General features: G+C 64.5%; 18 protein-coding genes and 3 rRNA genes. 6 read left to right on the plus strand and 15 right to left on the minus strand.

All coding sequences use genetic code 11. The annotated features are described in order from the left end of the window. Nucleotides 1-37: 37 nt before the first annotated feature. The 7 genes from rrf to OHA18_RS00035 form a co-directional block, all read right to left on the minus strand. Nucleotides 38-155, minus strand: a 5S ribosomal RNA gene (gene rrf / locus OHA18_RS00005). A 165-nt stretch (nucleotides 156-320) separates the two neighbouring features. Continuing rightward, nucleotides 321-3445 (minus strand): 23S ribosomal RNA (locus OHA18_RS00010). 492 nt (nucleotides 3446-3937) lie between these two features. Next, nucleotides 3938-5462 (minus strand): 16S ribosomal RNA (locus OHA18_RS00015). Together the 16S, 23S and 5S rRNA genes form the textbook arrangement of a ribosomal RNA operon. Nucleotides 5463-6276: 814 nt before the next feature. Further along, nucleotides 6277-7590: a serine hydrolase domain-containing protein gene (locus OHA18_RS00020; RefSeq protein WP_329001277.1), complete on the minus strand. Its 1314-nt coding sequence runs from the start codon at nucleotides 7588-7590 to the stop codon at nucleotides 6277-6279. A 68-nt stretch (nucleotides 7591-7658) separates the two neighbouring features. Next, entirely contained in the window at nucleotides 7659-7886 is a 228-nt protein-coding gene (locus OHA18_RS00025; RefSeq protein ID WP_329001278.1) for a hypothetical protein, read from the minus strand. 69 nt (nucleotides 7887-7955) lie between these two features. Next, nucleotides 7956-8159 carry a KTSC domain-containing protein gene (locus tag OHA18_RS00030; protein ID WP_134111686.1) on the minus strand — a complete coding sequence of 68 codons (204 nt, stop codon included), beginning with the start codon at nucleotides 8157-8159 and terminating at the stop codon, nucleotides 7956-7958. A 51-nt stretch (nucleotides 8160-8210) separates the two neighbouring features. After that, a complete protein-coding gene (locus OHA18_RS00035; protein ID WP_329001280.1) occupies nucleotides 8211-8564 on the minus strand; it encodes a helix-turn-helix domain-containing protein in 354 nt (117 codons plus the stop codon). A gap of 141 nt (nucleotides 8565-8705) precedes the next feature. On the opposite strand from OHA18_RS00035, the gene OHA18_RS00040 reads away from it, so the two are divergent. After that, nucleotides 8706-8999, plus strand: coding sequence for a hypothetical protein (locus OHA18_RS00040; RefSeq protein WP_329001281.1), 294 nt, complete (start codon nucleotides 8706-8708; stop codon nucleotides 8997-8999). 59 nt (nucleotides 9000-9058) lie between these two features. On the opposite strand, the gene OHA18_RS00045 is transcribed toward OHA18_RS00040, so the two are convergent. Next, complete coding sequence (locus OHA18_RS00045; protein ID WP_329001283.1) at nucleotides 9059-10021, minus strand: hypothetical protein; 963 nt, start codon at nucleotides 10019-10021, stop codon at nucleotides 9059-9061. A gap of 249 nt (nucleotides 10022-10270) precedes the next feature. Continuing rightward, nucleotides 10271-10900: a hypothetical protein gene (locus OHA18_RS00050; protein ID WP_329001285.1), complete on the minus strand. Its 630-nt coding sequence runs from the start codon at nucleotides 10898-10900 to the stop codon at nucleotides 10271-10273. A gap of 211 nt (nucleotides 10901-11111) precedes the next feature. Here OHA18_RS00050 and OHA18_RS00055 point away from each other — a divergent pair, with 211 nt between their 5' ends. Further along, nucleotides 11112-11936: an aldo/keto reductase gene (locus OHA18_RS00055; protein WP_329001286.1), complete on the plus strand. Its 825-nt coding sequence runs from the start codon at nucleotides 11112-11114 to the stop codon at nucleotides 11934-11936. Between the two features lie 37 nt (nucleotides 11937-11973). On the opposite strand, the gene OHA18_RS00060 is transcribed toward OHA18_RS00055, so the two are convergent. The 4 genes from OHA18_RS00060 to OHA18_RS00075 form a co-directional block, all read right to left on the minus strand. Beyond that, nucleotides 11974-12411, minus strand: coding sequence for a hypothetical protein (locus OHA18_RS00060; RefSeq protein WP_329001287.1), 438 nt, complete (start codon nucleotides 12409-12411; stop codon nucleotides 11974-11976). Between the two features lie 213 nt (nucleotides 12412-12624). Next, on the minus strand, nucleotides 12625-15546 hold the full coding sequence (locus OHA18_RS00065) for a vitamin B12-dependent ribonucleotide reductase (RefSeq protein WP_329001288.1): 2922 nt from the start codon (nucleotides 15544-15546) through the stop codon (nucleotides 12625-12627). A gap of 111 nt (nucleotides 15547-15657) precedes the next feature. Further along, a complete protein-coding gene (gene nrdR / locus OHA18_RS00070) occupies nucleotides 15658-16152 on the minus strand; it encodes a transcriptional regulator NrdR (protein WP_130449420.1) in 495 nt (164 codons plus the stop codon). A 312-nt stretch (nucleotides 16153-16464) separates the two neighbouring features. Further along, complete coding sequence (locus tag OHA18_RS00075; RefSeq protein ID WP_329001289.1) at nucleotides 16465-17244, minus strand: glycerophosphodiester phosphodiesterase; 780 nt, start codon at nucleotides 17242-17244, stop codon at nucleotides 16465-16467. A gap of 84 nt (nucleotides 17245-17328) precedes the next feature. Here OHA18_RS00075 and OHA18_RS00080 point away from each other — a divergent pair, with 84 nt between their 5' ends. Beyond that, the gene (locus OHA18_RS00080) at nucleotides 17329-18279 is read left to right on the plus strand and encodes a nucleoside hydrolase (protein ID WP_329001290.1); all 951 of its coding nucleotides are present in this window, start codon (nucleotides 17329-17331) and stop codon (nucleotides 18277-18279) included. Here OHA18_RS00080 and OHA18_RS00085 read toward each other — a convergent pair. Next, nucleotides 18272-18856: a TetR/AcrR family transcriptional regulator gene (locus OHA18_RS00085; RefSeq protein ID WP_329001291.1), complete on the minus strand. Its 585-nt coding sequence runs from the start codon at nucleotides 18854-18856 to the stop codon at nucleotides 18272-18274. The two genes, OHA18_RS00080 and OHA18_RS00085, sit on opposite strands and share 8 nt — an antisense overlap. A gap of 74 nt (nucleotides 18857-18930) precedes the next feature. Here OHA18_RS00085 and OHA18_RS00090 point away from each other — a divergent pair, with 74 nt between their 5' ends. The 3 genes from OHA18_RS00090 (at nucleotide 18931) to OHA18_RS00100 (ending at nucleotide 21269) form a co-directional block, all read left to right on the plus strand. Further along, nucleotides 18931-19497 (plus strand): GNAT family N-acetyltransferase, encoded by a 567-nt coding sequence (locus OHA18_RS00090; RefSeq protein WP_329001292.1) that lies wholly within the window; start codon nucleotides 18931-18933, stop codon nucleotides 19495-19497. Between the two features lie 76 nt (nucleotides 19498-19573). Next, nucleotides 19574-20101, plus strand: a complete 528-nt coding sequence (locus OHA18_RS00095; RefSeq protein ID WP_329001293.1) for an RNA polymerase sigma factor — start codon at nucleotides 19574-19576, stop codon at nucleotides 20099-20101. Continuing rightward, the gene (locus tag OHA18_RS00100) at nucleotides 20094-21269 is read left to right on the plus strand and encodes a hypothetical protein (RefSeq protein ID WP_329001294.1); all 1176 of its coding nucleotides are present in this window, start codon (nucleotides 20094-20096) and stop codon (nucleotides 21267-21269) included. The genes OHA18_RS00095 and OHA18_RS00100 overlap by 8 nt, the downstream gene beginning before the upstream one ends. On the opposite strand, the gene OHA18_RS00105 is transcribed toward OHA18_RS00100, so the two are convergent. After that, nucleotides 21270-21824, minus strand: a complete 555-nt coding sequence (locus tag OHA18_RS00105) for a LysM peptidoglycan-binding domain-containing protein (RefSeq protein ID WP_329001295.1) — start codon at nucleotides 21822-21824, stop codon at nucleotides 21270-21272. Nucleotides 21825-21977: the final 153 nt, after the last annotated feature.

Below are 21977 nucleotides of genomic sequence, written 5' to 3' on the forward strand. Positions count from 1 at the left end.
GGCCACCCCCGAGGGGGTGGCCCTTAACAGTGTGAATGTCCGGCGGCGTCCTACTCTCCCACGACCTCCCGGTCGCAGTACCATCGGCGCTGGCGGGCTTAACTTCCAGGTTCGGAATGGAGACTGGGTGTTTCCCCGACGCTATGGCCACCGAAACAATATGAGAACACTATCAACCTGCCAAGCCACGAACCCCTCGAGAGGGTTCGGTGTGCTGGGGTGACCGTATTCCGGGAACCGTACAGTGAACGCGAACATCAGTTACATAGCGCAGACTCATCATTGCCCGACAACACGCTCCCAATGGGGGGTGTTGTGTATGAGACAAGCCCTCGGCCTATTAGTACCAGTCAGCTCCACACCTTGCGGCGCTTCCACTTCTGGCCTATCAACCCAGTGGTCTACTGGGGGCCTTACCCGGTTAACCCGGTGGGAGACCTCATCTTGAAGCGTGCTTCCCGCTTAGATGCTTTCAGCGGTTATCACTCCCGAACGTAGCCAACCAGCCGTGCTCCTGGCGGAACAACTGGCACACCAGAGGTTCGTCCACCCCGGTCCTCTCGTACTAGGGGCAGCCCTTCTCAAGTCTCCTGCGCGCGCAGCGGATAGGGACCGAACTGTCTCACGACGTTCTAAACCCAGCTCGCGTGCCGCTTTAATGGGCGAACAGCCCAACCCTTGGGACCTACTCCAGCCCCAGGATGCGACGAGCCGACATCGAGGTGCCAAACCATCCCGTCGATATGGACTCTTGGGGAAGATCAGCCTGTTATCCCCGGGGTACCTTTTATCCGTTGAGCGACGGTGCTCCCACATGCCACCGCCGGATCACTAGTTCCGACTTTCGTCCCTGCTCGACATGTCTGTCTCACAGTCAAGCTCCCTTGTGCACTTACACTCAACACCTGATTGCCAACCAGGCTGAGGGAACCTTTGAGCGCCTCCGTTACCTTTTAGGAGGCGACCGCCCCAGTCAAACTACCCACCAGGCACTGTCCCTGATCCGGATAACGGACCAAAGTTAGACAGCCAGAACAATCAGAGTGGTATTTCAACGATGACTCCACCCGAACTGGCGTCCGAGCTTCACAGTCTCCCACCTATCCTACACAAATTGTACCGACCACCAATACCAAGTTGTAGTAAAGGTCCCGGGGTCTTTCCGTCCTGCTGCGCGTAACGAGCATCTTTACTCGTAATGCAATTTCGCCGAGTCCACGGTTGAGACAGCGCCCAAGTCGTTACGCCATTCGTGCAGGTCGGAACTTACCCGACAAGGAATTTCGCTACCTTAGGATGGTTATAGTTACCACCGCCGTTTACTGGCGCTTAAGTTCAAAGCTTCGCCGGCCTAAGCCAGCTAACCTGTCCCCTTAACGTTCCAGCACCGGGCAGGCGTCAGTCCGTATACATCGAATTACTTCTTCGCACGGACCTGTGTTTTTAGTAAACAGTCGCTTGGGCCTGGTCTCTGCGACCATCACCGCTTCGGTAAGCAAGTTACCTCACGGATCCGGTCCCCCTTCTCCCGAAGTTACGGGGGCATTTTGCCGAGTTCCTTAACCATGGTTCACTCGATCGCCTTGGTATTCTCTACCTGATCACCTGTGTCGGTTTGGGGTACGGGCGGCTCTAACACTCACTGCGAAGTTTTTCTCGGCAGCATGGGATCATCCACTTCCCCTGAACGGGTCCGCCTCGGCTCTCAGGCTCAATGAGACACGGATTTGCCTATGCCTCGCCCTACCACCTTGCCCGCGGATCAGCTTGCGCCTACCATCGCCGCGGTTGGACTACCCTCCTGCGTCACTCCTCAATGCACCTACTACCACCTCGGGTCAAACCGTCCACCGATCCGTCCGAAGACATCACAGCTTCTGATTCTTAGCATCAGCAGGTTCGGTCGGGTCGTGTTAATGCCGGTACGGGAATATCAACCCGTTGTCCATCGACTACGCCTGTCGGCCTCGCCTTAGGTCCCGACTTACCCAGGGCAGATTAGCTTGACCCTGGAACCCTTGATCATCCGGCGGACGGGTTTCTCACCCGTCATTCGCTACTCATGCCTGCATTCTCACTCGTGCAGCATCCACAACTCCATCACTAGGCTGCTTCACACGCTGCACGACGCTCCCCTACCCATCCACACACCTGGACATCGATCAAGTCGATGCCGAGTACGAGTGTAAATGCCACAGCTTCGGCGGATTGCTTGAGCCCCGCTACATTGTCGGCGCGGAATCACTTGACCAGTGAGCTATTACGCACTCTTTCAAGGGTGGCTGCTTCTAAGCCAACCTCCTGGTTGTCTGGGCAACTCCACATCCTTTTCCACTTAGCAATCGCTTAGGGGCCTTAGCTGGTGATCTGGGCTGTTTCCCTCTCGACTACGGAGCTTATCCCCCGCAGTCTCACTGCCGCGCTCTCACTTACCGGCATTCGGAGTTTGGCTGATTTCGGTAAGCCGGTAAGCCCCCTAGACCATCCAGTGCTCTACCTCCGGTAAGAAACACGCGACGCTGCACCTATATGCATTTCGGGGAGAACCAGCTATCACGGAGTTTGATTGGCCTTTCACCCCTATCCACAGGTCATCCCCCAGGTTTTCAACCCTGGTGGGTTCGGTCCTCCACGCGGTCTTACCCGCGCTTCAACCTGCCCATGGATAGATCACTCCGCTTCGGGTCTAGAGCATGCGACTAAAGCGCCCTATTCAGACTCGCTTTCGCTACGGCTACCCCACACGGGTTAACCTCGCCACACACCACTAACTCGCAGGCTCATTCTTCAAAAGGCACGCCGTCACACCCACAAAGTGAATGCTCCGACGGATTGTAGGCAATCGGTTTCAGGTACTATTTCACTCCCCTCCCGGGGTACTTTTCATCTTTCCCTCACGGTACTAGTCCGCTATCGGTCACCAAGAAGTATTTAGGCTTAGCGGGTGGTCCCGCCAGATTCACACGGGATTTCAAGAGTCCCGTGCTACTTGGGAAAACACTCAAGAGTCACTGTCTTACGCCTACAGGGCTATAACCCACTACGGCTCAACATTCCAGAAGATTCGACTTCAACAGTGATTGATAACTCTTTCGATCCACGGCATTAGATCAAGAATGCTCCCACGACCCCACATGCGCAACGCACGCCGGCTATCACACGCACATGGTTTAGCCTCATCCGCTTTCGCTCGCCACTACTCACGGAATCACTTTTGTTTTCTCTTCCTGCGGGTACTGAGATGTTTCACTTCCCCGCGTTCCCTCCAGAACCCTATGTGTTCAGGCACTGGTAACTGGCTTTAGAATGCCAGCTGGGTTTCCCCATTCGGACACCCCCGGATCACAGCTCGGTTGCCAACTCCCCGGGGCTTATCGCAGGCTCCAACGTCCTTCATCGGCTCTTGGTGCCAAGACATCCACCGATTGCCCTTAGTAGCTTGTCACAAAACAAACAACAAAAAGACAAAATTACGCTACAAAGAGATGCTCGCGTCCACTATACAGTTCTCAAAATACGGGCAGGAACACCAACCCCTAACCACCACACACCGCAGAACCCATCCCCCAGGGAAACAACACACCCAGAAAAATGAACCCCACCGCAGTTTGGTGAGAGCCGGCCCCAGCCACCACACACACCAGATCCGCAAAGATCCAGTGCATCCGTGACCCAGAAGAAACAGCCCCAACCCCCGAACCCCAAAAGATCCGTTGGCCAGGCCCGATTCCTCAGGACCCAACAGCGCGCCTCGGCCCTTCACCCATCCCTCTCTCACGTTCCACGCCAACCCCCGAAAGGGACAGCAGTACTAGCTCGATCAGAAAAGATCCAGGCCTAATGGTCAATGTTCCACAGTCCGAAGCACCATCACCCTCAGAACATTCGCCTGAGCAAGTGATGAATAGACACTCAAAGAGTGCCGAGTGCTCCTTAGAAAGGAGGTGATCCAGCCGCACCTTCCGGTACGGCTACCTTGTTACGACTTCGTCCTAATCGCCAGCCCCACCTTCGACGGCTCCCTCCACAAGGGTTAGGCCACCGGCTTCGGGTGTTGCCGACTTTCATGACGTGACGGGCGGTGTGTACAAGGCCCGGGAACGTATTCACCGCAGCGTTGCTGATCTGCGATTACTAGCGACTCCGACTTCATGGGGTCGAGTTGCAGACCCCAATCCGAACTGAGACCGGCTTTTTGGGATTCGCTCCACCTTGCGGTTTCGCAGCCCTTTGTACCGGCCATTGTAGCATGCGTGAAGCCCTGGACATAAGGGGCATGATGACTTGACGTCATCCCCACCTTCCTCCGAGTTGACCCCGGCAGTCTCCTATGAGTCCCCACCATCCCGAAGGACGTGCTGGCAACATAGGACGAGGGTTGCGCTCGTTGCGGGACTTAACCCAACATCTCACGACACGAGCTGACGACAGCCATGCACCACCTGTATAGGACCCTTACGGACCCCGCATCTCTGCGAGATTTCCCTATATGTCAAACCCAGGTAAGGTTCTTCGCGTTGCATCGAATTAATCCGCATGCTCCGCCGCTTGTGCGGGCCCCCGTCAATTCCTTTGAGTTTTAGCCTTGCGGCCGTACTCCCCAGGCGGGGCGCTTAATGCGTTAGCTGCGGCACGGAGGACGTGGAATGTCCCCCACACCTAGCGCCCAACGTTTACGGCGTGGACTACCAGGGTATCTAATCCTGTTCGCTACCCACGCTTTCGCTCCTCAGCGTCAGGTAAGGCCCAGAGAGCCGCCTTCGCCACCGGTGTTCTTCCTGATATCTGCGCATTCCACCGCTACACCAGGAGTTCCGCTCTCCCCTGCCTACCTCTAGTCTGCCCGTATCGGAAGCAGGCTCGGGGTTAAGCCCCGAGTTTTCACTCCCGACGTGACGAACCGCCTACGAGCCCTTTACGCCCAATAATTCCGGACAACGCTCGGACCCTACGTATTACCGCGGCTGCTGGCACGTAGTTGGCCGGTCCTTCTTCTGCAGGTACCGTCACTCTCGCTTCGTCCCTGCTGAAAGAGGTTTACAACCCGAAGGCCGTCATCCCTCACGCGGCGTTGCTGCGTCAGACTTTCGTCCATTGCGCAATATTCCCCACTGCTGCCTCCCGTAGGAGTCTGGGCCGTGTCTCAGTCCCAGTGTGGCCGGTCGCCCTCTCAGGCCGGCTACCCGTCGACGCCTTGGTAGGCCATTACCCCACCAACAAGCTGATAGGCCGCGAGCCCATCCCCAACCGCCAGAACTTTCAACCAACCACCATGAGGCAGCCGATATTATCCGGTATTAGACCCCGTTTCCGAGGCTTATCCCAAAGTTGAGGGTAGGTTGCTCACGTGTTACTCACCCGTTCGCCGCTCGTGTACCCCCGAAGGGGCCTTACCGCTCGACTTGCATGTGTTAAGCACGCCGCCAGCGTTCGTCCTGAGCCAGGATCAAACTCTCCGTTGAAAAATATAGACAAACCAGAAAACTGGTGAGTCGACAATCGGAAAAGCGATCCTTTGAATCAGAAACAACCATAAACTGGCTTGTCATCCGTATTAACTTCAAAGGAATCCGAACACAGACAACAAACAACCCCACCAAGAAACCCAGAAAGGTCCCCAGCAGAAATCATCCGAAGCCCATGCACGGGATTAATGCATCTTTCGGCATTGACTTTCGGCACGCTGTTGAGTTCTCAAGAATCGGACGCACACCGCGCTTCAGACTTTCGTTTGAAGCTCCGGGGCAACTCGCCCAACTTTACTGTTTCGGTTCCAGCCGGTCAAATCGGCCTTTTCGATCCAGTCTCCCTGCGCGACTCAGTGTCCGAAACCCGCCGAGGCGTGTTTCGGCTTCCGAGACCTTCAGGGAGTTTGTTGAAGGGCCGGCCGCTTTCGCGTCCTGCGCCTCGCTCCAACAAGAAGAACATTACTGACATTCATGGTGCGGATGCAAATCGGGGTCCCGGACCCTCGTCCGAGCTCCTCGGCACCTGTCCTCGGCACCGGTCTCCCGGTGTCGAGGGAAGCAGTGCTGATCCCTCTGGTCACATCACTCACTCGCGTCTCCGCGAGCGACACTTCCATCATGCCGCACCCACACAAACCGTTTTCGCGAGGGTGACGACGAGGTGGGAGCCGGTCAGCCGACTCCCACCTTGTCAAGTACCGCACCGTCCAGCAGACGCCTCTCGGCAAGTGGCCGCTCGTAGCGGCTTAGGTTGAGGCCCGGGGTCACGAACCGGACGGCATCAGATGTAACCCGACGGCCCCAGCACCTATTCCCGGACGCAGTCGAGCGCCACGCCCTCCTGGTGGAAGACCAGTCCGCCCTCGCGTACCTCGAACTCCGTCTCGGTGTTCATCGCGGTGAAGCCCGTAGCCGACCGCGCCATGAACAGCTGGGGAGCCTGGCCATCGAACGTCACCTCGAGCCCGTTCCCCAAACGTTCGACTGTGAACGTCAGCCGGCCGTCCAACCGGTACCTGCCGGCCAGCCCGGCTATGACCTCGTCGCTCGGCAGATTCGGAGCGTCGACATCAAGCGGGTACCCCTTCCAGCCGTACGCCGAGGCCACCGCGGCGAACGCCCTCTGCACGACCCATCCGCCCCTGTCGCCGTTCGTCATCACCACAGCGCCCTGCCCCGTGTCGCGATCCGCGAGCAGATGACAGGAGAACCCGGCATTGCCCCCGCTGTGCCCGAACCGCTGGCCGACGTCATCGAGGAAGAACCCGAGTCCCAGGTGCCCCAAGCCACCGATTCGTTGGCCCGCCGGGATCTGGTGCGTCAACATCTCCCGGGCCAGCTCCGGCGACAACAGTGCGTCGTCCGCCCCGGCGTACATCCTCTGCACGTGAATGGCTGCCTTGGCGAGGTCTGTTGGCGTCGTCCAGAGCCCAGCGGCAGCTAGCTCGGGGTAGGCATGCCAGCGGCCTCCGAGCGGGTGGCCACGCTCGTCGTGCGCGACGGCGGCCCTGGCGTGGAGCTCTGGTGGCAGCGGCTGCGCGTAGTCGCTGTCGGACATGCCGAGCGGATCCAGCACGAGCTCACGGGCCAGTTCACGGAACGGCGTACCCGTGACGTCTTCCAGGAGCTGCTGCATGACGATGGTGCCGCCTCCGGCGTACCGGAACTGGGTGCCGGGCACCAGGTCGACGCGGACGCCGAACGTGTTGGTCGGTCGAACCCCGTCAAGGATCTGCACCACTGTGGGCAGTGGATCGCCCTCGGCGTACCCAGGAAACCCATGCACAGTCAGCCCGGCGCTGTGGCTCGCCAACTGCCGCAGTGTCACGACAGGTTGCCACGACCCGGTGGGCGGAACTTGCCACGACGTGAGCTTCCGGTTCACGTCCTCGTCGAGATCGAGCAGGCCGCGATCGACCAACCGCAGCATCGCCAGTACGGCGATCGGCTTGCTGATCGATGCGGCCTGGAACAACGTGCCCGGCGCGACGGCGTCAGATCCGTCTGCGTCCACCAGACCGGCTGTCCCGGTCTCGCGAACCACGCCGTCCTCGATCACGACCCAGCTCGCGCCGGGCACGTTGAATCTCTCGAGGTCCGCCTTGATGCCCTCATCCAGCATGTTCGTGTCCCCTCCCGATCCAGTTCTGTGCTGGAACGGTACGGCGGACACGGTTCGCCGGAGCGGGATTACCGCGACGGCTTGGGTGCGTTGCAGTCGATCTTCGGGTTGGCACCGACGTAGTTCAGCGGGCCGGCCACGATCGTGACGAGCACCGTCCCGACCTTGGCACACGAAGTCCGCGAGCTCTCGAAGTAGTTGCGTTGTGCCGCAGCTGCGACGCCGATCAGCAGCCAGACGACAATGATGATCGTGATCGCGCGGGAACGGGTCGCAGAAGCTCTTCGGGTACGCATGTCCATCTCCTGGTTCGGCGTGCCCCCGTGCTGCGCTCCTCCGGTGCCCGCGGAGAACCTGACAGAAACTCAGATCTCGCGGAACTCGTAGTACGGCTTGATGTGCTTGTTGATGTACGCGCCGATGCTGGGTGCGGCCAGGAGCGCCGCGTACGTCGGCTGCGGAACGTCGAAGTACTGGTAGACGTAGCCGTTCACGTACTCGAGCTCCAGGGTGCCGTCGGACCATCCGACCGATCGCACACTGGACGAGTTCACCGGGCGTCGCCTCATGCGTGGCTCCTTCCGCACCTCACGCTGCGGCGCCCAGTCTGCCGTCCGGCGTCAAGACGTGGGAGATCGCTCCGGATCGTCGGACTGTAGGCGGGCCAGAGCTCGCGCCAGATCGCCGAGGGCCGTGTTGAGCTGAGTCAGCACGGTGTCGTCGATCGGCATCCGTCGCTCGTCGAGGCCGAGAGCGGCGGCGAACCGGACCTGGGCGTCGGGTGATGCTTGGTTGAGGTAGGTGTCGAGGGCCTCCTGGAGATAGGGGCTGGGCACCACCTCCGGTCTCTCCCGCCACTTCGTCAGTGTGCGTGGCGAGATGCCGAGCCGCTCGGCGAAGGCTTCGTTCGTCAGGCGCATCGCCGTACGCAAGGCATGTGCGTGGCGGCCGGTCCATTCGTCGATGACTGTCATCGGTTCTCGCTCCCTTGCCCGTCGGTTACTCCCTGCTATCAGAATATGGTGATTCGGTCATTGCCGGAGGGCAGAATTTGTGCGCTGTGGATACCGGTTGAGTTCCTGGTGAGGACAGCCCGGCACGCGTTGACTTGGCGCATGGACGAGATCAGCGGGAGAACCGCGACGCTGCCGCGGACCACACGCCGGCGTCATCTGAAAGTCGCGAGTAAGTCCGGACCACGCTGCTTCGAGTTGGTCCGCCACCAGGACCCCTCCGGCGTCAGCGGGACAGGCGTGGTGGCCGAGGGCGTCGAGTGGAGCGACGGGACGGTCGCACTGCACTGGGGTGGCCCGTATGCGACCACGACGGTGTGGCCGGACGGCGTCGACGCCTTGCTGACCATCCATGGCCACAGCGGCGCCAGCACGATCCGTTGGCTGGACGAGTAACCATGCGTAGCCGATCTCGGTGGGGCGGGCCCACCCTGCAGCCGGCCCGCCTCGCCGGCCTACTCCGTGAAGAACTGCTCTCGGTACGGCGCATGCCGTGGGACAGGGCGCTGGTGGGACTCGTCGGTTGGACCCGTCGCGTCGGCCTCGTTCTCGGACAGGTCCGAGGGCGACTGGTCAGTGAGGTTGTCGACTGCCGTGCTGAAGGCGAGTTCGGCGCGGGTCGGCCGTTGGCGTTCGATCTCCTCCGCGGATGTCCGCCGGATGGGGAGATCGTTCGCCGCGGCCGACAGTTCGGCGAGAGTGTCGAGGAGACCGAGTGCTGTCTCCACGTCGCCTGGGTGGTTGACCAGCCACCAGACCGCGGCAGATCCAGGCGTCGCGAAGACGTCGTCCTTCAAGTAGGCGCGTTTGTCCTGCTCCATCCGGCGTTCGAGCAGAGTGGTCTGCTCCCGCCGGTGCAGGGCAGCCAGATGCAGAAGATGCTGGTGATCCGCGTCCGGAAGTCGCAGTCGCACCTCGGTCGCCCAGCTCCGCACCAGACCTTTCTCGTCGAGCGCCGGTTCACCGAGGAGCGCCGCCAGCCTGTGCTGGTTGAGCGACTCCTCGGTCACCTGCTGCCTCGCGGTCAGCGATCGCGCCCGCTCCAGCAAGGCGTCGACCGCCACCGCACCGAGGTCCGCGTGGCGCGAGCCCGACAGGACGGTCGACCACTGGACCACGGCCGAGAAGCTGAATTGGAAGTCGGGCGAGGCGGACGGCAACCGGACGTCCGTCACCGTCCGCGACGGTGGACCGGTGAAGACCGGATCCGGATCCGGCAGTACGACGGAGGGCGGCGCCGGCCTGGTCACGACTGGACGGGGTTCGTCGGGCTGTTTCCAGACGACGGCCAGCAGGACCAGGAGCACCACGGTCAGGACCACGGCCGACCATCCCGGCAAGCCGACAACCAACGACACCAGATACAGGACCAGCACTATCGCGGCAGCAGTCAGGAGGGAGTTCCGGTGGAGCTTCATGGGCGCGTTCCTTCACCGCGTCGGGCGGAGGTCAGCAGGTCGGCCGATGCACATCCGACGGCTTCCCCGTCCTCACGCCATCCGAGCCACCGGCAACCCAGACCACGGACTGCGCCACACGACGAGTCCACAAAAAGTCTCACACGCCTCACCCAAAGTAGCCGCCAAGAGCGTGTCGCCACCCACCCCCTGGACGCGCCGGCGCCTGACCACTTGCTCAGGACAACCGGGTCGGCCGGGCCAGTCGGGTCAGCCGGTCAGGGAGCGGAGGGCTTGGCGGGAGGGAGTGAGGAGGACCGGTTTGTAGGGGCAGCGTTGGTCGGTGAGGGTCTCGTAGGCTCGGATGGCCCGAGTGGCGGCATCCCAGCCCTGCTCGGCCGGGGTGCGGCCGAGGCCGCGGTTGCGGACCAGGGCGCCGTAGAAGGCGGAGCAGAACACGGTCGCCTCGTACCAGCCGATGACAGTGCTGGTGCCGATGTAGGTGATGTCGTCCTGGAGGCAGTCGCGGATCGCGCGCTGCCACTTGCCGATGCCGGTCTTGCAGCCGTCGGCGATCACGACGCCGCTGGCGATCCCCCACTGGCGATCCAGGAACCAGTCGGCCAGGGACCGGAGCGAGACCTGGGTCTGGCCGTCGGTGGACAGGAACGAGGGCTCCTCGCTGTGGTCACCGTGTGCCATCACGTGCAGGACCGACGACGGGGTGGTGAGCGCGGAGAAGGCGGTCTCGTGGTCCCGGCTGCGGATGAAGTTCACGTCGATCACCGGCCGGTTCCAGCCTGCGTTGATGTTCCCGGTGATGCCCTGGACGAACGTCATCGACGCGTCGAACGAGCTGTCCAGACCGAGGTCCACCAGAGTGATCAGACGGTTCTTCATTTGCCCACCCCTCCAACGTGTTTCGAGGCCCCACGGGTCCATCATGAACCACGGATCCGACAGTTCGCAGGGTGGTTTCCCGGCGCTGAGACAGGTCGTCCCGGCCGTACGGCGTACGGCGGATCGCGGCGGTTCCGGAGGGTCAGCACGGAGGGTGCGGACTGTGATCGGCGTACGGTGTCGGGGCAGCGCCAGCCGAAGGAGGAGTTGGATGAGCCAGGTTCCGATCGTTACCCTGAGTCACGGATCTGCGATGCCGCGGATCGGGCTCGGGACGTCGCCGATGAACGACGCCGACGCCGAGCGGGCCGTGAGTACGGCGCTCGAGCTCGGGTATCGGCTGATCGACACGGCGGAGAACTACCGCAACGAGGTCGGCGTCGGGCGGGCGTTGAAGGGTGCGTCGCGCGACGAGGTGTTCGTGACGTCGAAGTTCAACAAGAGGTGGCACAGCGTCGACGGCGCGCGGACGGCGTTCGAGGCGAGTGCGGAGAAGCTCGGCGTCGAGTATCTGGATCTCCTCCTCATTCACTGGCCGAATCCGGCGCAGGATCGGTACGTCGACGCGTGGCAAGGGCTGATCGCGCTCCGGGACGCAGGGCTGGTTCGAGCGATCGGTACGTCGAACTTCAAGCCCGCGCACTTGCAGCGGTTGATCGACGAGACCGGTGTAGCGCCGGAGGTGAACCAGGTACAGCTCAGCCCGGTGTGGGCGAAGGCCGGCGAGCGCGCGTTCCATGCCCAGCACGGGATCGTCACGGAGGCGTGGAGCCCGCTGGGCAAGGGCACCGACCTGCTGAGCCACCCGACGGTGCAGGAGCTCGCCAAGAAGTACGAGCGGACGCCGGGTCAGGTCGTGCTGCGGTGGGAGACCCAGCAGTACGTCGTACCCATCCCGAAGTCAGCCGACCGGGGCAGGCTCGCGGAAAACCTCGCGGTGTTCGACTTCGACCTGACCGCGGCGGAGCTGTCGGCGCTCACGGCCCTCGACGGCACCGCCAAGCCCGCCGCCGACTCAGACCGCTCCGGCCATTAGAGCGCCGGTCATCAGAGCACTGGCCATTAGAACGGCGTCAGGTCGTGAACGAGCCGGTGACGACGGGATAGGACTCGACGCCGTTCTTGGATGACCAGAGGCGGATTCGGACCAGGGTGCCGTCGGGCACCGAGAAGTTGCAGAAGCTCCAGCCCTGGTAGTCCGCGACGGTGGTGTCGTCGAAGCACTCGTGAGCGTCGTACCAGAAGCCGACCTGGCTTTGGTACAGCTGGATCGCGGCGCGAGCGCTGTAGCCGTCCGCCTGATCGTCGTGAACGCCCAGCCATTCGCCGTCGGTGCAGTAGACGGCGGCGCTGAGGCGCGAGTTCGCCAGTTCTTTGTCGTGATGGGTGTAGCAGTTGGCGGCCGAGTTCGCGTACGCCGGCGCAGCGGTCAGCACGCCGGCCAGCATCAGACCGGCGGCCGAGGCTGCCAGCACACGGCGGAACGGAGACAGAAACGGCAGAAACGGCATGGGCGGCGGCTCCCTGCGCTGGCAGGTGGGTCGCCGGTGAGCCTAGGAGCCAGGCCGGGAGCGCTTCCAGCCCTTCACCTGAGCAACTCGTGAGCAGACGCACCTCGGCCCCCGGGGAAAGTGGGAAGTTCCCGGGGGCCGTGGCGCTATCAGCTACAGAGGCAGCTGGCTGCAGTCAGCTCTGCAACGACAGCCAGCTACCGACACCAGATCTCAGCTGCAGCCGGAGGTGCTGCCGCAGCCTTCGCAGACGTAGCAGGAGCCGCTGGGGCGCATCTTGGTGCCGCAGGTGAAGCAGAGCGGGGCGTCGACCGAGGTGCCGGTGATGAGTTCGAGCATCTCGGCGGTGGTGTGGGCCTCGCCCTTGACCGGCTTGGCAGATGCCGCCTCGACCGACTTATCCGTGAGCTCGGCAACGTCGGCGACCTCAGAGGCGGCCGGCTCGACCGACTTCAGGGACTCGGCCTCGGAGACCTCGACCGGGGCCGGCTCGTACGAGCCGGTGTCGAGCTGCCGGGACCGTTCGTCCGCCGAGTAGATGCCCAGGGCGGCCCGCTCGTCGAACGGCAGGTAGTCCAGAGCCAGGCGGCGGAAGATGTAGTCCATGATCGACTGCGCCATCCGGACGTCCGGGTCGTCGGTCAGACCGGCCGGCTCGAACTTCAGGTTGGTGAACTTCTGGACGTAGGTCTCCAGTGGTACGCCGTGCTGCAGGGCGATCGAGATCGCGATCGAGAAGGCGTCCATCACACCGGCAAGCGTCGAACCCTGCTTGCCCATCTTCAGGAAGACCTCGCCGAGACCGTCGTCCGGGTAGGAGCCGGCAGTCATGTAGCCCTCGGCGCCGCCGACCGTGAAGGACGTGGTCCGCGACGGCCGCGACTTCGGCAGACGCTTGCGGGTCGGCCGGTACTCGATGACCTTCTCGACGATCTTCTCCGCGACCGCGGCCTCGGCAGCCACCGCGGCGTCCGCCTCGGAGGCCTTCTTCGCCTTCGCGTCCGCCAGCGGCTGACCGACCTTGCAGTTGTCGCGGTAGACCGCGAGCGCCTTCAGGCCGAGCTTCCAGCCCTGGAAGTAGACGTCGGCGATCTCCTCGACCGTCGCGGTCTCCGGCAGGTTCACCGTCTTCGAGATCGCGCCGGACAGGAACGGCTGTGCGGCCGCCATCATCCGCACGTGGCCCATCGGCTTGATGGCCCGCTCCCCCATCGCGGTGTCGAAGATCTCGTAGTGCTCCGGCTTCAGGCCCGGGGCGTCGACCACGTGACCGTTCTCGGCGATGTACTCGACGATCGCCTCGATCGTCTCCTCGGTGTAGCTGTACTGCCGCAGCGCCCGCGGGACGGTCTGGTTGACGATCTGCATCGAGCCGCCGCCGACCAGCTTCTTGAACTTCACCAGCGAGAAGTCCGGCTCGATACCGGTGGTGTCGCAGTCCATCATGAAGCCGATGGTGCCGGTCGGTGCGAGCACCGAGGCCTGTGCGTTCCGCCAGCCGTTCTTGGCGCCGACCTTCAGCACGCCCTCCCACGCCGCGGAGGCGTGCTTGTGGACGTCCTTGTCGATCTCGTGGACGCTCCGGATCGCGTCGTTGGCCGCCGCGTGCTTGCGCATCACCCGGGTGTGGGCGTCCTTGTTGCGCTCGAAGCCGTCGTACGCGCCGACGATGCCGGCCAGCTCGGCCGAACGCTTGTACGACGTACCGGTCATCAGCGAGGTGATAGCGCCCGCCAGTGCGCGACCACCGTCGGAGTCGTACGCGTGACCCGTTGCCATCAGCAACGCACCGAGGTTGGCGTAGCCGATGCCGAGCTGCCGGTACGCGCGGGTGGTGACGCCGATCGCCTCGGTCGGGAAGTCGGCGAAGCAGATCGAGATGTCCATCGCGGTGATGATCAGCTCGACCGCCTTGACGAACCTCTCCGAGTCGAACAGGTCGTCGTCGCGGAGGAACTTCATCAGGTTCAGCGAGGCGAGGTTGCAGGACGAGTTGTCCAGGTGCATGTACTCCGAGCACGGGTTGGACGCGGTGATCCGGCCCGTCTCCGGCGTGGTGTGCCAGTCGTTGATGGTGTCGTCGTACTGCAGGCCCGGGTCGGCGCAGGCCCACGCCGCCTGGGAGATCTTGTCGAACAGGTTCCGCGCGTCGACGGTCTCGATCACCGAGTTGTCGAGCCGCGCCCGCAGCCCGAACTCGCCCTTCTCCTCGACCGCGCGCATGAACTCGTCGGAGACCCGGACCGAGTTGTTGGCGTTCTGGTACTGCACGGAGGTGATGTCGCGACCGCCGAGGTCCATGTCGAAGCCCGCGTCACGCAGGATGCGGATCTTCTCCTCCTCGCGCATCTTGGTGTCGACGAACTCCTCGATGTCGGGGTGGTCGACGTCGAGCACGACCATCTTGGCCGCGCGCCGGGTGGCGCCGCCGGACTTGATCGTGCCGGCCGACGCGTCCGCGCCGCGCATGAACGAGACCGGGCCGGAGGCGGTGCCGCCGCTGGACTGCAGCAGCTCCTTCGAGGAGCGGATCCGGGACAGGTTCAGACCGGCGCCCGAACCGCCCTTGAAGATCAGGCCCTCTTCCTTGTACCAGTTCAGGATCGACTCCATCGAGTCGTCCACGGCGAGGATGAAGCAGGCCGACACCTGCTGCGGCGAAGACGTCCCGACGTTGAACCAGACCGGCGAGTTGAAGCTGAAGTACTGGTGCAGTAGCAGCCAGGTGATCTCCTGCTCGAAGACCTCCGCGTCGGCGGGCGTGGTGAAGTAACCGTGCTCCTCGCCGGCCCGGCAGTAGGTCTTCACGACCCGGTCGAGCAGCTGCTTGAGGCTCCACTCCCGGTTGTCGTGGCTGACCGCGCCACGGAAGTACTTCGTGGTGACGATGGTCGAGGCGTTGACGCTCCAGAACTCGGGGAACTCGACCCCGCGCTGCTCGAAGACCGTCTCACCCGTCTTCCAGTTCTGCTGCACGACGTCGCGACGCTCCCAGGTCACCTCGTCGTACGGGTGGACGCCTTCGGTGCTGAAGACGCGCTCGATGGTGAGTCCCGTGGGCGCGTTCTTCCGCCCGCGGAACCCGGCCGCCGACCGCTTGGTCGACCCCGAGTGGCCGGTCACCGTCTCTGTCATGGTTGCTCCTCGCCCTGTGTCTACTACCGCGGTCTGTCGGGACCGCCCCGTTGGAGTGCTGCGTGAACGCCACATACCGCCTGTACTTCTTGGAACTACCGTTCCCCCGGTTTACGTCTGTTGGGTCGGCTTGAGCTGGCCCGGCTCGGTGCCCTGCGGCTCCTTCTCGGCCCGCAGCAGCGCGATCTCGGTCTCGAAATCGTCGGCGGACTCGAACTGCCGGTACACGCTCGCGAACCGCAGGTAGGCGACCTCGTCCAGCTCCCGCAGCGGCCCGAGGATCGCGAGTCCGACCTCGTGCGCGGGAACCTCCGGCGAGCCGCTGCCCTTCAGCGCGTCCTCGACCTTCTGACCCAGGCGGGCGAGCTGGTCGGCGTTCACCGGCCGGCCCTTGCACGCCTTGCCGACCCCGTTGATGACCTTCTCCCGGCTGAACGGCTCGGTCGCGCCGGAACGCTTCACGACCGTGAGCTGCATCTGCTCGACAGTGGTGAACCGCTTCTCGCAGACCGGGCACTGACGCCGGCGGCGGATCGCTCCGCCGTCCTCGGCCACCCGGCTGTCGACCACCCGTGAGTCGGCGTGCCGGCAATACGGACAGTGCACGACGAATCACTCCTCCCGTGACTGCCCCGGAGGGGGCAGGTTGTGGATCAGCCTGGGGACAACTTGTGTAGAACCTGTGTGCAACCAACCACTACCTGTGGAAAATTACACCCGTGTAACCACTACATCTAGGGATCCTAGATCGCTGCTCCGACAGTTTGCAAGCACGCCGCGATCGCCCGCGCGTGTCTGCCTGATCTCACTGGTTCCAACACTCGCGCGGGCTCGTGTAGTCCCGCGTGGCGTCGCCGGAATGACCCTTTCGAGGCGCAAACTACGGCCCCCGCAAGGGGGGTCGGCAGAGCTTCGCGGTCAGCCGACGAGTGCGAAGCGTCCGGCGTTCCAGCCGGCGAGTTCGGCCGGGCAGTTGGTGATGATGCCGTCCACGCCGGCCCGTTCGAGCGCGTCCCAGCGGTCCGGGTCGTCGACCGTCCAGACGTTGACAGCGACGCCGGCCGCGTGCAGCTCGGGGAGAATCCCGGGCCGGGTCTGCAGCGCCGCATCGGACGGGTTGTACGACGTCAGCTCGAGGTCCTTCGCGATCGCGACCGGATCCGGGTCGAGTGCGAAGCGGAGCAGGCCGAGCGGTAGCTCGGAGGCGAGTTCATGGACCCAGCGAAGGTGCTGCGGTTCGAAGCTCTGGACGAACACCCGGCCGTTCATCCGGTGGACCTGGATCTCCTGCACGATCCGTACGACGGACGCCCTCGTGTGCCGGCCCTTGATCTCCAGCAGCAGATTGCCGCCGCGGGTCTTGAGGCCGTCGAGCTGCGCCGCGAGCGTGGGCACTCGTTGGCCCGCGAACGCCGGCGCGAACCACGAGCCCGCGTCGAGCTCCGAGACCTCAGCTGCCGTGAGTGACTGGATCGGACCGGTGCCGTCGGTGGTGCGGTCGACGGTCTCGTCGTGCATGACGACGGGTACGCCGTCCTTCGTCGTCCGCACGTCGTTCTCGATCCATTCGGCGCCGGCGCGACGGGCTGCCTCGTCGGAGGCGGCGGTGTTCTCGGGCGCCGCGGAGGAATTGCCGCGGTGCGCCCAGATCCGCAGGTGCGTGCCGGGCGCGCGGAGGAACGACTCGGTCGGGAGCATCAGCACGCAGGTAAGCCCGCCGAAGCGAACGGCACCCGAGCCGGCGATGACGTGGCGGCCAACGCCGGATGTGAGGATGACGGCATGAAGCCGGTGATTCTCGATGTCGATACCGGGCTGGACGATGCGTGCGCGCTGTTGCTGGCCGCGCGGCATCCCGAGCTCGACCTGAAGGCCGTGACCTGTGTCGGCGGAAACGTCGGCATCGACGACGTGGTGGCGAACACGCTAACGGTCCTGGACGCCGCGGGACGGCCGGACGTGCCGGTCGCGCGCGGTGCCGCCGTACCGCTGATCCAGCCGGTGCGGATGGCGCGGCACGTCCATGGCGCCGACGGGCTCGGCGACATCGACTGGCCGCGGTCGACGCGGTCGACGGATCCGCGGCACGCGGTCGAACTGCTGCGCGACGTACTGCGGGAGGCGGCGGCGAGCGGTGAATTGATCACGCTGATCCCGTTGGCGCCGCTGACGAACATCGCACTGCTGCTGCGGACGTATCCGGACGCGGCGGCCGGCCTGCGCGAGATCGTTTTCATGGGCGGGGCCGCGGGGATCGGGAACGCGACGGCATCGGCGGAGTTCAACATCTGGACCGATCCGGAAGCGGCCGCGGTGGTTCTGACGGCGGCGGGCGAGCTCGGCGTACCGATGACGATGTACGGGCTGGATGTGTTCTACGACGTGGTCGTCACCTCGGAGCAGGCACGCGGGTTGAGCGGATCGCCGTCGGCGGAGCTGGCGCGCAAGCTGATCGAGAACCGGAGCGGCCGGTACCAGTCCGACGGAGCGAGCATCGGCGATGGCGGCGCTGTCTGTGCGGTGATCGATCCGTCCGGACTGACGACGCAGCCCTTCCCGGTGCGGATCGAGCTGTCCGGAGACTGGTCGCGCGGGCGGACCATCGTCGACACACGGGACTGGTCGGCCGATCTGACCAGCGATCCCCACGGACTCTCGCCGACGACGGTCCAGGTGGCGACGGCGGTCGACGGCAAGCGGTACGCCGAGATGTGGCTGGCCACCGTCAGCTGAGCAGATCGCCCAGCCGCGCACGTACGCCGTACAGGAACAGGTCGAGGCCTTCGGTGAAGAGGTCGTCCGCCGGCTCCGCGACGACGGCAGCCAGGGACCAGCGGGCAGTGACCTCGAACAGGTGACGTGCGGCCGGCTCGGGTACGCCGAGACGGACGAGGGCGTCGATCTGGGCGCGGATGAGTTCGGCGCGGGACCCTTCGCCTTGGTCGCGATCCGGGTCGGCCTTTGACTGGATCAGTCCGGCCAGGCCGGGGTGGCCGGCGTAGAACGCCCGCAGCTCGAGGGAGCCGGATCTCGTCAGCGCGATCCACTCGTCGACGGTCTGCAGATTCTCGTACTCGGCGGTGTCGGCAGTGAACTGGTCGAACGCGTTGCGCGCGACCAGGTCGAGCAGCTCGGACTTGTTGCGGACGTGGTGATAGAGGGTCGGCGCGCGGACGTGGAGACGCTCGGCCACCGCCCGCATGGTCAGGCCGTCCACGCCCTCGGCGCGGATGACGGCCAGAGCGGCGTCGGCGATCGCGGACACCGTGATGCCGGCCGCCGCGTGGGACGACGGGTTGCGTCTGGTCATGAAATCTCGTTGTCGGGGTGGTTGGCTCCGAGTACTGTCTAACGACATTAGACAGCGTAGCCGAGGATGGTGCCGTGACTGGATTCCGACCCGCGTACCCACTGCGGACCGAGCGGCTGGAGCTCCGGCCGCATCGGATGGACGACCTGGACGATCTGTACGCGTTCCACTCGCGGCCGGAGGTGGTGCGGTACACGCCGTGGCCGGTGCGCGACCGGGAGGAGACGCGGGTCGCGCTGGAGAAGAAGCTCCCGCAGGGCGAGCTGACCGAGCCGGGTCAGTGGCTGGTGCTCGCGATCGAGCTCCGCGAGACCGGGGCCGTGATCGGCGAGGTTCTGCTGAAATGGGCGAGCGAGACCGATCGTCAGGGCGAGATCGGGTTCGCGCTGCACACGTCGTACCAGGGGAAGGGGCTGGCGGCGGAGGCCGCGCGGGAGATGCTGCGGGTCGGGTTCGAGGAGCTCGGGCTACACAGGATCGTCGCGGTGCTCGACGATCGCAACGAGGCATCGGCCCGGTTGCTCGAGCGGCTGGGGATGCGTCGGGAGGCGCATTTCGTCGATGCGCTGCAGTTCAAGGGTGAATGGGCCAACGAGTACGTGTACGCGTTGCTGGAGGACGATTGGCGCGATGCCGATTGACGAAGTGCCTCGGTGATGCAACCGGATCCCTCCGCCAGGACTCGTGCAGGCAAAGGGTCCTATCTGGGGAGTGGTGATGGCTGACGGCGACACGGTTGACACTGTCGACACGGTGCGCGAGCTGTACGAGGGGTGCTACCGGCGGCTGGTCGGGCAACTGTTCGCGATCTCCGGGAGCCTGGGCGAGGCCGAGGACGCCGTCCAGGAGGCGTTCGTCCGGGCGGTCGAGAAACCCCGGCGGTTCGCCCAGTTGGAGAACCCGGAGGCGTGGCTGCGCACAGTCGCGCTGAACGCCGTGCGCCAGCGCTACCGCCGCGCGACCCGCTTCCACGGGTTGCTCTCTCGCGCAGGCGTGCCCGAGACCACGATTCCCGGGCTGTCCGCGGACCGGGTCGCTCTGGTCGGGGCCTTGCGGCAGCTCCCGTACGAACAGCGCGAGGCGATTGTGCTGCACCACATCGTCGACCTGCCGGTACGCGAGGTCGCCGTACAGCTGGGTGTCCCGGAGGGGACGGTCAAGGCTCGCCTGTCCCGGGGCAGGGCCGGCCTGGCCTCTCTGGTCCACGAGTTCGCCGACGACGCCAAGGAGGTCGACCATGTCTGAGCTGAAAGAACTGTCCTGGGAGGTCCAGGAGACCGTCCAGCCGTTGCCCTTCGAGGCTCTGGAGCGTCGTGGCATCCGCCGCCGTCACCGTCGGCAGGCGCTGACCGGCGCTGGCCTGGTCGCGGCGGTGACGATCGCAGTACTGGCCGCCGTCCTGCCGCTCGGGAACGTGACCGGCACCGAGAAGCCGCCGGCCGCCACCCAGGCGTCGATCCCGGTCGACCAGGCGGCCGAGAAGCTGGTTCACGACAAGAAGTCCGGCGCTGCCGGCATCACGTTCGCTACACCGACCCGGTGGGGATCGGTCTGGATGTCAGCGCAGCCGGGATACACCTGGAACTACGCAGCGGTGCTGAGCCGTGACGGGGTCCGGACCACCGCGCCGGTGCGGAAGAACCAGTACACCGTGCTGCGGGTCGGTGACGAGGTGCTGGCGCTGGCGCTGCCGACGAGCATGAAGGGCAGCGATCCGACCTGGGCGCAGTCCGTGATGGTCGGCCTGACGGCTCAGGGACGGATCGAGAAGAAGCTGCACTGGGCTCCACCGACCAGCGAGTTCGCCAACGGGGACGTGCTGCTGGCGTTCGGCACCCTGCGGGCGCTGAATCCGGAGACCGGCACGCTGCGGGAGGTGAAGATCCCTGGGGTCGACAACGCTCTCCAGCCCCAACGAGACACCACCGGACGGTGGTGGGTGGTCGGCGCCAAGAACAGCGGCGTCGGCAACATCTACTGGACCGATGACCTCGGCAAGACCTGGGGCCACTCGGTCATCAGCCCGGGTGAGGTGCGTGGCGAGCTGGGTGTCAGCCCCGACGGCAAGACGATGGTGCTGATACCGGGCGGCAAGCCCGGGATGATGGATGACGTGGTGCCGGTGCGGTTATCCACCGACCGGGGCGAGCATTGGACGACCGTAGCCAACCGGAACTCCACCTACCTGTCGTCTCCCGTTGCTTTCGACAACGGCACCGGGCTCGCGCTCTATCACAAGGGCAAGGACCGTGAGCTCCTCCGGCCCGGTGCCGGTGCGAAGTTCACACCGCCGACCGACCTGAACGAGATGACAAGCATCGGCGACCTCGTCTACGCGATGCAGTACAACGGCAACCGGGCGATGACCAGCACCGATCACGGCAAGACCTGGAAGTACTTCGACCCTCGGTAGTCAGCCGGCGATCGGGATCTGGAGAGTCTGCCCGGGGGTGATGTCGGCCGGGCTGGAGAGCTTGTTGAGGTCGGCAATCTTCTCGACCACCGCGGCGGGGTCCTGGCTCGGGTTGGTGCTCTGGGCAATGGACCAGAGCGTCTGCCCGGGGGTGACCTGCACCGGGACGGTGTGGGTGAAGTGCGGGCCGGGCTCGAGAACGCCGGTCACGCGGAGCCCCAGGACGACGATCGCCGAACCGAAGACCAGGACCGAGAGGACGGTCAGCAGCAGGCGGCCACGGCGGGTCAGGTTCAGCGTCGACGGCTCGGCCTGGAGCCTCTGGCGGGTCGGTGCGGCGCTATGCCGGCCGAGCGACTCGCCGGAGCAGGCACGGACCGGGAGCGAGTCGGTGGTCGCACCCTGGATCCGGGTCCGGCGGCGCGGTACGGCGTCCGGCACCGGCGCCGTCGTGGCCGGAGGAACCGAGCGCAGCGCCGGCTCGGGTGAGCGGCGTGCGGGCTCGGGCGAGCGTCGCGGTGTCAGTGCGTTTGCCGCGAGAGCTGCTGTGCTCATCGGATCCTCCAGACCTCGGTCAGTGCGCGTCCTGCGGTGCTGAGTCCTGTCTACCGGCCGCCTCCGACAGTTTCTGAAGAGCGGCCCCGCCCGACCGGACCGAACACCTGTTCGATCGAACGTCTGTACGAATGATTAACCGACAGGCGCCCG

It is taken from the genome of Kribbella sp. NBC_00709 (genome assembly GCF_036226565.1).
Taxonomy (GTDB): Bacteria; Actinomycetota; Actinomycetes; order Propionibacteriales; family Kribbellaceae; genus Kribbella.